Here is a 14,027-nt window from a genome sequence, read left to right as displayed (position 1 = left end):
GCCGGGGTGAGCGCGCGACCACAGGGGATCCATATGCCGACCAGACCATCCATTGCCGCGCTGCCGGCGCTGCTGGCAGCCACCTCGCTGGTGGCCATGCCCGCGCAGGCGGCCGAACTGCCGGTCCAGGCCGCGCCCGCGATAGCACAAACGGTTGCCGCGGCTCCGGCCTGGGCACCGGGCGACGACGATGCCGCGAAGCATCGCCGCTACCGCGATCGCCGTTACCGCGACCGCGGGACCGATGTCGGCGACATCCTCACCGGACTGCTGATCATCGGCGGCATCGCTGCGGTCGCCAGCGCGGTCGACAAGTCGGACGAGCGCGAATACCCGCGCGATGCGCGTTATCCCGATCCCCGCCGCGACACCGATCGCGCCGACGATGTACGGGGGCTCGACCGCGCCGCCGCGATGTGTGTCGAAGCCATCGAACGCGATGCCCGGGTGGACACGGTCGATGCGGTCAACCGCGATGCGAGTGGCTGGAGGGTCGATGGCCGCATGTATGATGGCCAGGCCTTCACTTGCCGGATCGGACCGGACGGGCGGATCGATGGTATCGATTACGGCAGTGGCATGGCCAGTTCCGACGCGGGCGGGGCAGGCAGCTACGGCTATCAGCCGGCGACCGACCGGCAATACGGCGCCGACGTCTACGCAGCGGCACGCGCGCGGGCCGATGGCGCGCAGCCTGCCTATCCGGGCGGCCCCCTGCCGGGCGACGACGTGATCGACGGCGATCTCGAATACGGGACCGCCTATCGCGGCACCGGCGGCTAGTCGCGGCCGTAGGCCGGCAGCGCGAGGTTCCAGCGGATCGCCGCAAGCCGCAGGCCATATCCCGCGGCGGTTGCAGCCACCCACACCCATTCCCGGCGGATGCCTGCCAGATCGCCCAGCACGGTAACGCTGGCGGAAAGCGCGGCGGCGGTGACATAGAGTTCGGGGCGCATCAGGATCGATGGACGCCCTGCCACCACATCGCGGATGATCCCGCCGACGCAGCCGGTGATCACGCCCATCAGCGCGGCGGTTACGGGCGGTATCCCATATTCGAGCGCCTTGGCCGCGCCAAGCACGGCGTAGGCCGCCAGCCCGAGGCCGTCGGCAATCGAGAGGAACCGGCCGGCCCACCATCTCGTCGGGATGAACCACGCGAACAGCGAGACCGCGAGGCAGACCACGGCCACCCCGCCATCGTGAATCCAGAACACCGGGGCACCGATCAGCAGGTCGCGCACGGTGCCGCCGCCAACCCCCGTGACCAGCGCGAAAAATGCCAGCGTGACGAAGGTCTGTCGCTCCTTCGCCGCCACCAGCGCACCGGTCAGCGCGAAGATGGCGACGCCGGCAAGATCGAGCCAGTCTAGCAGGGGGGTCAGGACCTCGGGATTCATGCGATAGCCGCGTGCGCGCCGTGCCCTGGCACGATCGCGTCCTCGCCGGCCATCCGGCCCGGCTGCTGTTTCCGCTTGCGGGCAGGGCGCTGAAGGCCGCGCTGGTATTCCATGTCGTCGAGGCTCCCTAGCCGTGGAGTATCGTGCCGATCGACTCCGCCGCGGCGATGCAGTCGAGATCGGCCCACCTGCGCGAGATCACCTGCATTCCGCAAGGCAGCCCGCCGGTTTCGCCCACAGGCAGGACGGTAGAAGGCAGGTTGGGATAGGTCGCGAGCCCCGCCCAGCACAGCGTGCTGCCACCTGGCTGCTGCGTCCCGTTTATCATCACCGAGCCATCGAACACGCGCCCTTCGCTGTGTTCGACCGCGAGGACGGGGGCGGGGGGCGCTAGCACGAAGTCGTAAACTGCGAACAGGCGGGCCCAGGCATTCTCGGTGCGCGCCTGCAGGTCGAGCATGTCGAACCAGTCGCTGGCGCTGGCCCGCTTGCCGCCGGGCCCGGGCATGCCGCGCGCCATCGCGACATTGAGCATCCGCATATATTCTGCATGCTCGGTTGCCAGATCGGGGACGAGCTCGCTTGCGCGGTCGATGGCCATGCCCGCGCGCTCGAGCTCTGCCGCGGCCGCTTCGATGGGTGCGCGCACCGCTGCATCGGTCGGGCAGGATGGGTGGTCGAGCAGCAGCAGCGCCCGGCAGTCTTTCAGCGGCTTGCCGCTTACCTGAAGCGGGACCGAGCGGGTCAGTTCGACCAGCAATCGCAGATCGGCCGCATTGCGGGCCAGCGGGCCGGCAATGCCCAGCGCGCCATCATGCGCATCCCTGCCGGCAAGTTGCGGGTGCACATGGCCCTGCAAGGGGACGAGGCCCCAGCTGCTCTTGTGCCCCCAGATGCCGCAGAAATGCGCGGGCACGCGGACCGACCCCCCGATGTCGGTGCCGAAGTCGCACGCGACCATGCCGCTGGCCACTGCCGCTGCCGCGCCGCCCGACGATCCGCCCGGAGAACGGCCTGCATCATGCGGGTTGTTGGTCCGGCCATAGACCGGATTGCGCGATTGCCAGTCGGCCAGGTCGGGCGGGACATTGGTCTTGCCGAGGATAACCGCGCCCGCGCCCTTTAGCAGGCTGACGACGCGGGCGTCGGCTTTCGCGATATTGTCGGCATAGGCCTGGTGCCCCCAGCAGGTGGGAAGGCCTTCGACATCGAAGCTTTCCTTGATCGTCATGGGCACACCGAACAGGGGCTGGTCGGCCGCAAACCCCGTATCGGTCAGCGTGCGCGCGCGTTCGAGTGCGCGGTCGAAGTCGGTGACCACCACCGCGTTGATGTGCGCATCGAGCCGTTCGATCCGCGCGATGGCCGCTTCCACGGCCTCGTATGGGGACATCTCGCCATTGCGAATGGCGGTTGCCGTGGCGATCGCGCCGGGCTTGTCGGTAAGTGCGGGGTAACCCATGCTGTCTCCTCTTGCCCCCAATGTCGGACAAGCGGCCAGCATGGTCAATCGCGCTGTTCTAATCCCGGCGCGTATGCCGCGCGAGCGCCAGCGCGAGCCCATATCCAAGGATCGGCGCGGCGCCGTAGCCGATCAGCACGCTGGGATAATTCGACACGAACGCCGCGAGCGAAAAGCCGAACAGCGATCCCGCCAGCGCATGGCGCGTGGATTTTGCCGCGGGCAGGGCATGCGCAATCATCAGGAAACCGGCAAGCAGTGCCATGCCGAGACCGAGTGCAGCCAGCGGCTCGCGCAGCGCCAGATCGACCAGCACGCGCTCGACGAAGGGCTGTGCGGGCAGTTCGCCGCGCAGCACCGCGCCGATGCTGGTAAGAAAGGCTATTCCCGCGACGGGCACCATGCGCCAATCCTGGCCGGCATTGTAAAGCCCCACGGCGGCCATCATCACGGCAAGCGCGGTCGCGGCATCGGGTTGGAGGCTGGCGGCGAGCAGCGCGGCCAGCAGGATCGGTGGTGCGTAATCCTCGTCTCGCGCTGCCAGTACGACCAACGCGGGCAGCGCAAGCGCCCCGGTATGCAAATTGACTGGTCCCAGAGGCAGCCATCGCGCCACTGTGCCGAGATGGGGCCCGCTGACTAGCGGGACGAATAACAGGGCGAGCAGGACCAGCGTAAGGACGCGCTGCTCGCGCTCGGCAAGCCGCAGCGGCGCAAACGCCGCGATCGGCACAGCTATGAGCAGGGCCAGTGCGTTGGCTAAGGGATAGGCGAGCGGTGCGCTGCCCAGCACGAGGTAGAGCAGTCCCGCAGCTACGGGAATGCCGAGCGCGAGCATGATCGCCGCGCGCCCGGCCATTCAGCGGTCCTTGCTCGTCGCAGGAAGGGCCGCGCCGTCAGCCACCCGATCAGACGTGGATGGGCTTGCCCTGGACCGCCATCGCCGCTTCCTTGATCGCTTCGGAATGCGTCGGGTGGGCATGGCAGGTATAGGCGATATCTTCGGACGTAGCGCCGAATTCCATCGCCTGGGTCGCCTGCGCGATCATCGTCCCGGCAACGCTGGCAATCGCCCAGACGCCGAGCACGCGGTCGCTTTCGGCTTCGGCGATGATCTTCACGAAGCCGTCGGGTTCGTGATTGGTCTTGGCGCGGCTGTTGGCCATCATCGGGAACTTGCCGACTTTGACCTTGGACTTGTCGCCGCCCATCTTTTCGATGGCTTCTTCCTGCGTCAGGCCGACACCGGCAAACTCGGGCCAGGTGTAAACCACGCCGGGGATGAGATCGTGGTTCACGATGCCCGTCTGCCCGGCGACATTCTCGGCGCAGGCAATGCCTTCATCCTCGGCCTTGTGCGCCAGCATCGGACCCGGCACCACATCACCGATCGCCCAAACGCCGTCGACCTTGGTGCGGAAATCGTGATCGATCTCGATCTGGCCGCGCTGGTTGGTTTCCAGGCTGATGTTTTCCAGCCCCAGCCCATCGGTGTTCGGGCGGCGGCCGATCGATACCAGCACGCAATCCGCCTCGAGCGTTTCCTCGTCCCCGCCAGCGGCGGGTTCGAGCGTGAGCGTGGCTTTCTTGCCCTTGACCGTGCAGCCGGTGACCTTGGTCGACAGGCGCAGTTCCATGCCCTGCTTCTTGAAGATCTTGGCTGCTTCCTTGCGAACATCGTCGTCCATGCCGGGCAGCAGCTTGTCGAGATATTCGACCACGGTCACCTGCGCGCCGAGCCGGCACCAGACCGAACCGAGTTCGAGCCCGATCACGCCGCCGCCGATGACGACCATCTTTTTCGGCACTGCGTTGAGTTCGAGCGCGCCGGTGGAATCGACCACCACCTGCTTGTCGTTATCGACCTCGACACCGGGCAGCGGGGTCACCGAGGAGCCGGTTGCGATGATGATGTTCTTCGCGGTGACCGTTTCGTCACCGACCTTGACCGTATGCGCGTCCTGGAAGGTGGCGTGGCCGTTCTTCCAGTCGACCTTGTTCTTCTTGAACAGGAAAGCGACGCCCTTGGTCAGCCCCTCGACCGCATCGCGGCGCTGCGCATGCATCTTGTCGAGATCGAGCTTGGGCGTGACCTCGATGCCCATCTCCGCCATCGTGCCGTTGCTGGCGGCGTTGAAGTATTCCGACGCGTGCAGCATCGCCTTCGACGGGATGCAGCCGACGTTGAGGCAGGTCCCGCCCAGCGTGTCGCGGCTTTCGGCGCAGGCGGTCTTCAGGCCGAGCTGGGCCGCGCGGATCGCAGCGACATAGCCCCCCGGGCCAGCGCCGATGACAAGGACGTCGTAGTCGTATTCAGCCATTATTCTTTCCTCAAAGGTCGATCAGCATCCGGGTCGGATCTTCGATCGCTTCCTTGATGATCTTGAGTGCGGTGACAGCCTCGCGGCCGTCGATCAGGCGGTGGTCGTAGGACAGCGCGATATACATCATCGGGCGGATGACGATCTCACCATCGACCACGACCGGGCGGTCCTCGATGCGGTGCAGGCCGAGGACGGCACTCTGCGGCGGGTTGATGATCGGCGTCGACATCAGCGATCCGAACACGCCGCCATTGGAGATGGTGAAGGTGCCGCCCTTCATGTCGTCCATCGTCAGCGTGCCTTCCTTGGCGCGCTTGCCGAAATCGGCGATGTCCTTCTCGATCCGCGCGAAACCCTTGTCCTGCGCGTCACGGATGACCGGAACGACGAGGCCGTTGGGTGCCGACACGGCGACCGAGATGTCGACATAGTCGTGATAGACGATCTCGTCGCCCTCGATATAGGCGTTGACCGAGGGGACGTCCTTCAGCGCCAGGCAGGCGGCCTTGGCGAAGAAGCCCATGAAGCCGAGCCGGATGTCGTGCTTCTTGGCGAACATGTCCTTGTACTTGCCGCGCGCCTCCATCACCGCCGACATGTCGACGTCGTTGAAGGTGGTCAGCAGCGCGGCGTTTTCCTGCGCTCCCTTCAGCCGCTTGGCGATGGTCTGGCGCATGCGCGTCATCTTGACGCGTTCCTCGCGGCGTTCGCCGCCCGTGGACGCGGGTGCCGGGGCGGAGGATGCCGGCGTGCTGCCACCGGCGCGCTTGGCGTTGGCGGCGGCGATGACGTCTTCCTTGGTCAGGCGGCCATCGCGGCCGGTGCCCTTGATCGTCGACGGGTCGACCCCGTGTTCGAGTACTGCGCGGCGCACGGCCGGCGAAAGCGTCTGCGCGGCGTCCGACGAAGCGGCGGGTGCGGGTGCAGGCGTATCGCCGCGTTCCTGCTTGCCTTCTTCGCGCTCTTCCTGCGCACGGCCGGCCTCGGCGCCCTTGGCGGCGGGCGCCGCGCCTTCCTCGATCACCGCGATGATGGCGTCGATCTCGACCGTGTCACCGACCGCGACCTTAAATTCCTTGATCACCCCGGCGACGGGCGAGGGGGCCTCGACCGCGACCTTGTCGGTTTCGAGACTGACGATCGGCTCGTCGACGGCAACGGCATCGCCGACGTTCTTGAGCAATTCGCCGACGGTCGCTTCGGTGACCGATTCACCCAGCGTGGGAACTTTGACTTCGGTGGCCATAATCTCGCTTTCCCGAGTTACTTGCAGTCACTGCGGACGTTGGGCGCGGTGCCGTTCAGTCCGAGTGCAATGTTGACGAGGGCTTCCTGCTGCACCTGGTGGCGGCTGGCGTAACCCGTGGCGGGCGAGGCAGCGACTTCGCGTCCCGCATAGCACGGGCGCATGCCCGACTTGCCGGCGGCTTCGGCCGCTTCCTCGATCAGGCGATCGACGAAGAACCATGCACCGTTGTTCTTCGGTTCTTCCTGGCACCAGACGATCTGTTCCAGATTGGTCATCCGGCTCAGACGCTTTGCCAGCGGTTCGCCCGGGAAGGGGTAAAGCTGCTCGATCCGCACGATCGAGACGTCTTCGAGCTCGGTCTCGTCGCGGCGCTGCAGCAGGTCATAGGCGACCTTGCCGCTGCACAGGACGAGGCGCTTCACCTTCTCGTCGGGAATGGTCTTCGTGTCGGACTTGATCCGCATGAAGTGGTGATCGCCCATGAACTCCGCCGCGTCCGACTTGGCCATCGGATGGCGCAGCAGGCTCTTCGGCGTCATGATTACCAGCGGCTTGCGGAAGCTGCGCAGCATCTGACGGCGCAGCACATGGAAATAATTGGCGGGCGTGGTGATGTTGCAGACCTGGATGTTGTCGTTCGCGCACAGCTGCAGGAAGCGCTCGAGGCGCGCCGAACTGTGTTCCGGGCCCTGGCCCTCGTAGCCATGCGGCAGCAGCAGGACGAGCCCGTTTGCGCGGAGCCACTTGGCTTCGCCGGCGGCGATGAACTGGTCGATCATGATCTGCGCGCCATTGGCGAAATCGCCGAACTGCGCTTCCCACATCACCAGGCTCTTCGGATCCGCCATCGCAAACCCGTATTCGAAGCCAAGCACGCCGTATTCGGACAGCGGGCTGTCATAAACCTCGAACTTGCCGTGCGGCAGCGTGGTCAGCGGGATGTACTTGTGCTCGTCCTTCTGGTCGACCCAGACGGCGTGACGCTGGCTGAACGTCCCGCGCCCCGAATCCTGGCCCGACAGGCGCACGCCGAAGCCTTCGGTGACGAGGCTGCCGAAGGCAAGCGCTTCGGCGGTGGCCCAGTCGAACCCTTCGCCGCTGGAGAACATGTCTTCCTTGGCCTTGAGCACGCGGCCCAGGGTCTTGTGGATCGTCAGGTCGTCGGGGGTCGTGGTCAGTGTCCGGCCGAGGCTGTCGAACAGCTTCTTCTCGATCGCGGTTTCGACGTTCCGGCGGGCGGTTTCCGGATCGGCGGGCTTGTTCATGCCAGACCACCGGCCACCGAACCAGTCGGCCTGGTCCGGCTTGTAATCCTTGGCTTCCTTGAATTCCTTTTCGAGGTGATCGGTGAATTCGGCGATCAGCCCGTCGGCGAAGCCCTTTTCGATCACGCCTTCTTCCTCGAGCCGCGCAGAATAGATCGCGCTGACCTTCGGGTGCTGGCGGATCTCGTCATACATCAGCGGCTGGGTGAACTTGGGCTCATCGCCCTCGTTGTGGCCGAAGCGGCGATAGCACCACATGTCGATCACGATGTCGCGGCCGAAGGTCTGGCGGTATTCGACGGCCAGCTTGCACGCGAAGGTGACCGCTTCGGGATCATCGCCATTGACGTGCAGGATCGGCGCCTGGACGCCCTTCGCCACGTCGCTGGGATAGGGCGAGGAGCGCGCGAACTGCGGGCTGGTGGTGAAGCCGATCTGGTTGTTGATGACGAAGTGCAGGCAGCCGCCGGTGTTGTAGCCGCGCACGCCCGAGAAGCCGAGGCATTCCCACACGATGCCCTGGCCGGCGAATGCCGCATCGCCGTGCAGCAGCACCGGCAGGACCTGTTCGTGCTGCTTGAGATCGTCGCGGATCGCCTGCTGCGCACGGCTCTTGCCGAGCACCACCGGGTTGACCGCCTCGAGGTGGCTGGGGTTGGGAACCAGCGACATGTGCACGTTGATACCGTCGAATTCGCGGTCGGTGCTGGTGCCGAGGTGGTATTTCACATCGCCCGAACCACCGACGTCGTCGGGATTGGCGCTGCCGCCCGAGAATTCGTGGAAGATCACCTTATACGGCTTGCCCATGACGTTGGCGAGCACGTTCAGTCGGCCGCGGTGGGCCATGCCGTAGATGATCTCGCGCACGCCCAGCTGGCCGCCATACTTGATGACCGCTTCGAGCGCGGGAATCATCGACTCGCCGCCATCGAGGCCGAAGCGCTTGGTGCCGACGTATTTCTTGCCGAGGAAGGCTTCGTACTGTTCGCCGCGGATCACTGCGGCGAGGATCGCCTTCTTGCCTTCGGGGGTGAACTGGATCGTGTCTTCGGGGGTCTCGAACTTGTCCTGCAGGAAACGGCGTTCTTCCGTATCCGTGATATGCATGTATTCGAGGCCGACATTGCCGCAATAGGTCGCGCGCAGCGCGTCATAAAGCTCGCTGACCTTGACCCATTCGAAGCCGAACACGCCGCCGACATAGACCTCGCGGCCTTCCTGTCCGTCGAAACCGTGCCATTCGAGCGTCAGGTCCTCGGGCACCTCGCGATGCGACAGGCCCAGCGGATCGAGATTGGCGGCCAGATGGCCGCGCACGCGATAGAGCCGGATGAGCAGCATGGCGCGGATCGAATCGTCCGCCGCCTGCTCGATCGCCTTGGGGTCGAGCGTCTTGCCCGCCTTCTGAGCCGCCTGCGCAACCGCCGCACGCATCTGCGTGGGGTCGAGCGCGGCGGTCAGATCCGCCCCGCTGTCGACCACTTCGGCGAGCCATTTGGGGTTGCCCCAGCTCGGGCCCGGCTGCGGGCCTTCCTGGTCACCCATTTCGGGAAGGAAATCGTGGCTTTCGTTACCCATCCGGGTCACCTTTCGCGCGCCGACCTGCTGTCGGCTCTCTATGGCAATGCCTCAGCGGCGCGGACGGTCCCGGGGAGGAGGGGGTCCGCGCCGAATGTCAGGCGTGTTCCTTCAACAGTGCGTCGAGCGTGGTGCCGAGTTCGCTCGGGCTCGGCGAGACGCGGATGCCCGCATCTTCCATGGCCGCGATCTTGTCGTCGGCGCCGCCCTGGCCGCCCGAGACGATGGCGCCCGCGTGACCCATGCGGCGGCCCGGAGGCGCCGTGCGGCCAGCGATGAAACCGACCATCGGCTTCTTGCGGCCCTTAGCGGCTTCCTGCTTGATGAATTCGGCGGCTTCTTCCTCGGCGCTGCCGCCGATTTCGCCGATCATGATGATCAATTCGGTTTCCTCGTCGTCGAGGAAGAGATCGAGCACGTCGATGAAATTGGTGCCATTGACCGGATCGCCGCCGATGCCGACTGCGGTGGTCTGGCCGAGGCCGACCTGCGTCGTCTGGTGGACGGCTTCATAGGTCAGCGTGCCCGAGCGCGACACCACGCCGACGCTGCCCTTCTTGAAGATGCTGCCAGGCATGATGCCGATCTTGCATTCGCCCGGGGTCAGGACGCCGGGGCAGTTCGGCCCGATGAGGCGCGACTTCGAGCCCTGCAGTGCGCGCTTGACGCGAACCATGTCGAGTACGGGAATGCCTTCGGTGATCGCGATGATCAGCTCGATCTCGGCGTCGATCGCCTCGAGGATCGAATCCGCGGCGAACGGCGGCGGGACGTAGATGCACGAAGCGGTCGCACCGGTTTCGGCCTTGGCTTCGGACACGGTGTTGTAAACGGGCAGGCCGATATGCTCGCTGCCGCCCTTGCCGGGGGTCACGCCCGCGACCATCTGCGTGCCATAGGCGAGCGCCTGCTCGGTGTGGAACGTGCCGGTATCACCGGTCATGCCCTGCGTGATGACCTTGGTGTCTTTGTTTACGAGGATGCTCATTCGGCGCTCTCCTGAGGAATTGCGGTAACTTCGAAACGGGCGAACGGGCGCTTCGCGTCGCCCGCGGGATCGACACGCACGGACTTGTCCGCATCGACCCAGTAATAGCTGAAACCATCCTGCCGCTGGGGCATGCCGATTTCCTGCGAGACCTCCTGGAGGAGGGTGCTGTAGGAGGCGGTGTCGGCCAGGAATGCCTGAACGACGCAGCTGCGCTCACGCTCCTGCTGCTTGCCGATCACGATGAAGGCGCTGTTGCCTTCCTTTTCGTAGACACCGCGAACCACGAGCTCCGACCGGCTGCCGCGACGCTTGGCCTCGTCCCAACCCGAGGCCGGCAGGCGCTCGGGGTCGACGCGATCTTGCGTGACGACAGCCTGGCAGGCCGCAATTGCTTCTGCTGCATGCGCCGCCTCGGTGGCCGCATCCTGCGCCGCCAGCGGGGCGCAGCATGCGATAAGGGGCAGCAGGGTCAGCTTGCGCATGGGTGGATCAGGCCAGCGAGCTGTCGAGGCCCTTGCAGGCTTCGAGCAGTTCCTCGACCGCGTCGGTCGAGACCTTGAGGTTGGCCTTTTCCTCGTCGCTGAGTTCGATTTCGATCACCTCTTCGGTGCCGCCCGCGCCGATCATCGTCGGTACGCCGACATACAGCCCGTCGAGGCCGTACTTGCCTTCGACATAGCTGGCGCAGGGCAGGATGCGCTTGGTGTCGCCGAGATAGGCTTCGGCCATCGCGATCGCGCTGGTGGCGGGGGCGTAATAGGCCGAGCCGTTGCCGAGCAGGCCGACGATCTCGCCGCCGCCCTTGCGGGTGCGGTCGACGATTTCGTCGATGCGGCTTGCCGATACGCCCTTGATCTTGGCGAAGTCGTTGACCGGGATGCCGTTGATCGTGGTGTAGCTGGTGACCGGGACCATGGTGTCGCCGTGGCCGCCGAGGACGAAGGCGTTGACGTCCTTGACCGAGACGTCGAATTCCCACGCGAGGAAGGTGGCGAAGCGCGCGCTGTCGAGCACGCCGGCCATGCCGACGACCTTGTTGTGCGGCAGGCCGCTGAATTCGCGCAGCGCCCAGACCATCGCGTCGAGCGGGTTGGTGATGCAGATCACGAATGCGTCGGGGCAGTTGTTCTTGATGCCTTCGCCGACCGCCTTCATCACCTTGAGGTTGATGCCGAGCAGATCGTCGCGGCTCATGCCGGGCTTGCGCGGCACGCCGGCGGTGACGATTACCACGTCGGCACCGGCGATGTCGGCATAGTCGTTGGTGCCGGTGATCTTGGCATCAAACCCTTCGACCGGGCCGCACTGGCTGAGGTCGAGCGCCTTGCCCTGCGGCATGCCTTCGGCGATGTCGAACAGGACGATGTCGCCCATTTCCTTCTTCGCCGCGAGGTGGGCGAGCGTTCCGCCGATCATGCCGGCGCCGATGAGGGCGATCTTCTTGCGTGCCATGGAAATGAGGGTCCTTGTTCCTGCCGTGCGGGACAGTAATGATACCCGGACCGATGAGCGGGCCGTGCTTCACGTGTCCCGCAAAGGAGGCACAGCACCCGGTCGATTGCGAATGCGCCCTAGGCCCGTGCCCGAGCGATTGCAACCGCCAATCCCAAGCGGCGCAAAACTATGTTTGCAAATAGTTATCAATTGCAATAAGCGCGCGTGCGCGTCGTGATACGGCGCGCGTGCGCGTCGTGATACCATGGCCGGGCGCGGGGTGGTTTGCCGGTGGTCCTGGTGCCCCGCGAAGCACGCGGCAAGCCGATGCATGATCGCGTTCAGCGAGCGCGCGAAGTCAGCCGATCAGCGCGGTTTCCGGCATCACCCGGCTTTCGAGTTGCCGCGCGAGGCGCGCGTCGAGCGTGCGGCAGATGCCGAGCCACCAGCGATAGCTGTCCTCGTCACCGGCACGGAAAGCCTCTTCGGCCATGTCGCGCGCGGTTTCCGCCGCCTTGAGGCCATGCGCGCCGAAATGGCGCAGCGCCGCGCGCATTGCGCGGTCGAGCCCGGCTACCGGTGGCTGCGACGACGATCCCGCGGCCCCGCCATTGTCGTTCGCTGCCCTGCCATGGGCCTTCCTCGCCAATGCGCGCGCGATCGGCGAATGGGCGGTGGAGCGGGCGGCAGCGAAATGGAGGGGCATGCCTGGAACCTCGTGTAGCGACTGGGGGACGTTCTCCCTAGCGCAGCGCGCGCTAAACTTCGGTTCCGTGACATGGTTGGGGAGATGTAAAGGCCCCCCTGTGCCAATCCCTTAGGGTTGCTGCCCGGGCTGCGAAATCCAGCGTCCCGAATTGGCGTATTCCTCGCGCACGGTGCCCGATTGCGGCAGCTTGCCCGCGTCCCGCGGCGTATCGGCGGCCGCGGTTGCGCTGGCTGCCGGGGCGGCGGCCTCGAAGCCGGTACGGGCCGTGGCAGCACTCGAGACGGGGCCGCTGTCCAGTTCGCGAACATCGGCGCGGCGGACGGTGGGTGCTGCCAGCGGTTCGCTGCCCGCATAGGCGTCGGTGAAGGCGCCTGCGGTCCCGGCGCCGCCCTTCCAGCGGTAGAAGCGATGCGCCCCGATCGTGCGGATATAGTCGAGGCTCGCCGCCCAATAGGGGTTCACGTAATTGGTGTGGTAATGCGTCGCCAGCCCGATCGGCCGGTAGACCTCGCCCGCCAGTGCAGCCAGTGCGACCGACTGCGCAACCGCCCAGCCGCGCCGCGCCGGCGTGCGCCTGAGCGATCCGTCGCAGGTGAAGCTGAACTGGCACCCGGTCGTGCGTTCGGACCCCTGGAACACGACACCGCAGACGCTTGCCGGATAGGCCGGATGCGCCACCCGGTTGAGCACCACCTGCGCCACCGCCTGCTGCCCGCCGTAGCTCTCGCTCGCCGCCTCGTAATAGACCGCCATCGACAGGCATTGCAGCGCGCGCGCCTTGTCGACCCCGCTGCCCGCCTGGCGGAAGGCCTCGGCTGCGGCGCCCGCGCCGTGGCTTTCGGCAAACTCGACCGTTTCCAGCGCGCCTTCGTCCCCGCGCAGCTCCGCATAGTCCATCGCCAGGCGCGGTGCGTCCTCGAGATAGTAGAAGGCGGAACCGGGAAAGCTTTCCCCCGGCGTCTCGAACGGCATGGCGGTGAGGCCAGCCTGTTCGTCCACCTTCCCCATGGCGCCGGCGAAATCCCACCATTCGCCCTGCGCTGCAAAGGTCGGCAGGGCGATCGCGGCTGCCAGCAACCCGCCGCGGGCCGCGATCTTGCGGCGCTGGCGCAGGCGCGCCTCGTGGCGCAGCGCACGCTGCGAGGGCGCGCGCCGGGCGCGCCGCTGATCCCTCGCTGCTGGTGTCCTCTGGCTCACGTTCGGTCCTGTTCTGCGCCGCAGCAATATAGCGTGCCCGCGCCATTCTTACAGGTGCACGGGCGGGGCATCCCGCGGCGGGACGCCGGTCTCGCGCCATGCTTAACAGATATTTGCTTAACGAAGAGCGTCTCTTGTGCATTGCAAAAACCCGCGTTAAGCGCCTCGGCGAGTCACGGGTTGGCCTGTTCGCGCAGGCCCGAAGAGGGAAGGAGGTGCAAACCCTCCGCTGCCCCCGCAACTGTGACCGGGGAGCGATCCCGCCATATGCCACTGGGCCTTGCGTCCGGGAAGGCGGCGGGAAAGCGTCGATCCGGGAGCCAGGAGACCTGCCCATGACTGTCGTTCGGCCGCGGGCGGGGTGTATCGTAGGCAAACGTGGAAGGAGCAATACTGCTCCCTCCCGTCATGGACG

General features: G+C 66.2%; 12 protein-coding genes and 1 riboswitch. Of the genes, 1 reads left to right on the top strand and 11 read right to left on the bottom strand.

All coding sequences use genetic code 11. From position 1 onward, the window contains the following. The first annotated feature begins 33 nt into the window (after positions 1-33). A complete protein-coding gene (locus SJY12_RS04705) occupies positions 34-783 on the top strand; it encodes a hypothetical protein (protein ID WP_397506180.1) in 750 nt (249 codons plus the stop codon). On the opposite strand, the gene SJY12_RS04700 is transcribed toward SJY12_RS04705, so the two are convergent. From SJY12_RS04700 to SJY12_RS04650, 11 genes are all read right to left on the bottom strand, one after another. Beyond that, complete coding sequence (locus SJY12_RS04700; RefSeq protein WP_050599031.1) at positions 780-1,400, bottom strand: trimeric intracellular cation channel family protein; 621 nt, start codon at positions 1,398-1,400, stop codon at positions 780-782. The two genes, SJY12_RS04705 and SJY12_RS04700, sit on opposite strands and share 4 nt — an antisense overlap. Before the next feature lie 127 nt (positions 1,401-1,527). Continuing rightward, positions 1,528-2,862: an amidase family protein gene (locus tag SJY12_RS04695; RefSeq protein ID WP_397506178.1), complete on the bottom strand. Its 1,335-nt coding sequence runs from the start codon at positions 2,860-2,862 to the stop codon at positions 1,528-1,530. Positions 2,863-2,920: 58 nt separating this feature from the next. Further along, positions 2,921-3,721, bottom strand: a complete 801-nt coding sequence (locus tag SJY12_RS04690) for a hypothetical protein (RefSeq protein ID WP_397506177.1) — start codon at positions 3,719-3,721, stop codon at positions 2,921-2,923. 49 nt (positions 3,722-3,770) lie between these two features. Further along, positions 3,771-5,183, bottom strand: coding sequence for a dihydrolipoyl dehydrogenase (gene lpdA, locus SJY12_RS04685; RefSeq protein ID WP_397506175.1), 1,413 nt, complete (start codon positions 5,181-5,183; stop codon positions 3,771-3,773). A gap of 10 nt (positions 5,184-5,193) precedes the next feature. Further along, positions 5,194-6,432, bottom strand: a complete 1,239-nt coding sequence (gene odhB / locus SJY12_RS04680; RefSeq protein WP_050599027.1) for a 2-oxoglutarate dehydrogenase complex dihydrolipoyllysine-residue succinyltransferase — start codon at positions 6,430-6,432, stop codon at positions 5,194-5,196. 17 nt (positions 6,433-6,449) lie between these two features. Continuing rightward, positions 6,450-9,281: a 2-oxoglutarate dehydrogenase E1 component gene (locus SJY12_RS04675; RefSeq protein ID WP_160766623.1), complete on the bottom strand. Its 2,832-nt coding sequence runs from the start codon at positions 9,279-9,281 to the stop codon at positions 6,450-6,452. A 97-nt stretch (positions 9,282-9,378) separates the two neighbouring features. Further along, the gene (gene sucD / locus SJY12_RS04670; RefSeq protein WP_397506173.1) at positions 9,379-10,269 is read right to left on the bottom strand and encodes a succinate--CoA ligase subunit alpha; all 891 of its coding nucleotides are present in this window, start codon (positions 10,267-10,269) and stop codon (positions 9,379-9,381) included. Further along, positions 10,266-10,754 (bottom strand): hypothetical protein, encoded by a 489-nt coding sequence (locus SJY12_RS04665; RefSeq protein WP_397506171.1) that lies wholly within the window; start codon positions 10,752-10,754, stop codon positions 10,266-10,268. Before SJY12_RS04665 ends, sucD begins: the two co-directional genes overlap by 4 nt. 7 nt (positions 10,755-10,761) lie before the next feature. Beyond that, entirely contained in the window at positions 10,762-11,724 is a 963-nt protein-coding gene (mdh, locus tag SJY12_RS04660) for a malate dehydrogenase (RefSeq protein ID WP_063512386.1), read from the bottom strand. A gap of 340 nt (positions 11,725-12,064) precedes the next feature. After that, the gene (locus SJY12_RS04655; RefSeq protein WP_063505568.1) at positions 12,065-12,412 is read right to left on the bottom strand and encodes a hypothetical protein; all 348 of its coding nucleotides are present in this window, start codon (positions 12,410-12,412) and stop codon (positions 12,065-12,067) included. Between the two features lie 111 nt (positions 12,413-12,523). Further along, positions 12,524-13,612 carry a cell wall hydrolase gene (locus SJY12_RS04650; protein ID WP_397506169.1) on the bottom strand — a complete coding sequence of 363 codons (1,089 nt, stop codon included), beginning with the start codon at positions 13,610-13,612 and terminating at the stop codon, positions 12,524-12,526. A gap of 160 nt (positions 13,613-13,772) precedes the next feature. Beyond that, positions 13,773-13,964, top strand: a riboswitch (cobalamin riboswitch). Positions 13,965-14,027 lie beyond the last annotated feature (63 nt).

The sequence above is a fragment of the Qipengyuania sp. R86523 genome (genome assembly GCF_044596365.1).
GTDB lineage: Bacteria > Pseudomonadota > Alphaproteobacteria > Sphingomonadales > Sphingomonadaceae > Qipengyuania > Qipengyuania citrea.
This window is presented reverse-complemented; position numbering and strand designations above follow the sequence as displayed.

What these genes read in the sequence shown, in the direction of transcription:
- SJY12_RS04695 (WP_397506178.1), bottom strand. Translation starts at nt 2,862, where the DNA reads ATGGGTTACCCCGCACTTACCGACAAGCCCGGCGCGATCGCCACGGCA.
- SJY12_RS04675 (WP_160766623.1), bottom strand. Translation starts at nt 9,281, where the DNA reads ATGGGTAACGAAAGCCACGATTTCCTTCCCGAAATGGGTGACCAGGAA.
- mdh (WP_063512386.1), bottom strand. Translation starts at nt 11,724, where the DNA reads ATGGCACGCAAGAAGATCGCCCTCATCGGCGCCGGCATGATCGGCGGA.
- sucD (WP_397506173.1), bottom strand. Translation starts at nt 10,269, where the DNA reads ATGAGCATCCTCGTAAACAAAGACACCAAGGTCATCACGCAGGGCATG.
- odhB (WP_050599027.1), bottom strand. Translation starts at nt 6,432, where the DNA reads ATGGCCACCGAAGTCAAAGTTCCCACGCTGGGTGAATCGGTCACCGAA.
- lpdA (WP_397506175.1), bottom strand. Translation starts at nt 5,183, where the DNA reads ATGGCTGAATACGACTACGACGTCCTTGTCATCGGCGCTGGCCCGGGG.
- SJY12_RS04700 (WP_050599031.1), bottom strand. Translation starts at nt 1,400, where the DNA reads ATGAATCCCGAGGTCCTGACCCCCCTGCTAGACTGGCTCGATCTTGCC.
- SJY12_RS04665 (WP_397506171.1), bottom strand. Translation starts at nt 10,754, where the DNA reads ATGCGCAAGCTGACCCTGCTGCCCCTTATCGCATGCTGCGCCCCGCTG.
- SJY12_RS04690 (WP_397506177.1), bottom strand. Translation starts at nt 3,721, where the DNA reads ATGGCCGGGCGCGCGGCGATCATGCTCGCGCTCGGCATTCCCGTAGCT.
- SJY12_RS04705 (WP_397506180.1), top strand. Translation starts at nt 34, where the DNA reads ATGCCGACCAGACCATCCATTGCCGCGCTGCCGGCGCTGCTGGCAGCC.
- SJY12_RS04655 (WP_063505568.1), bottom strand. Translation starts at nt 12,412, where the DNA reads ATGCCCCTCCATTTCGCTGCCGCCCGCTCCACCGCCCATTCGCCGATC.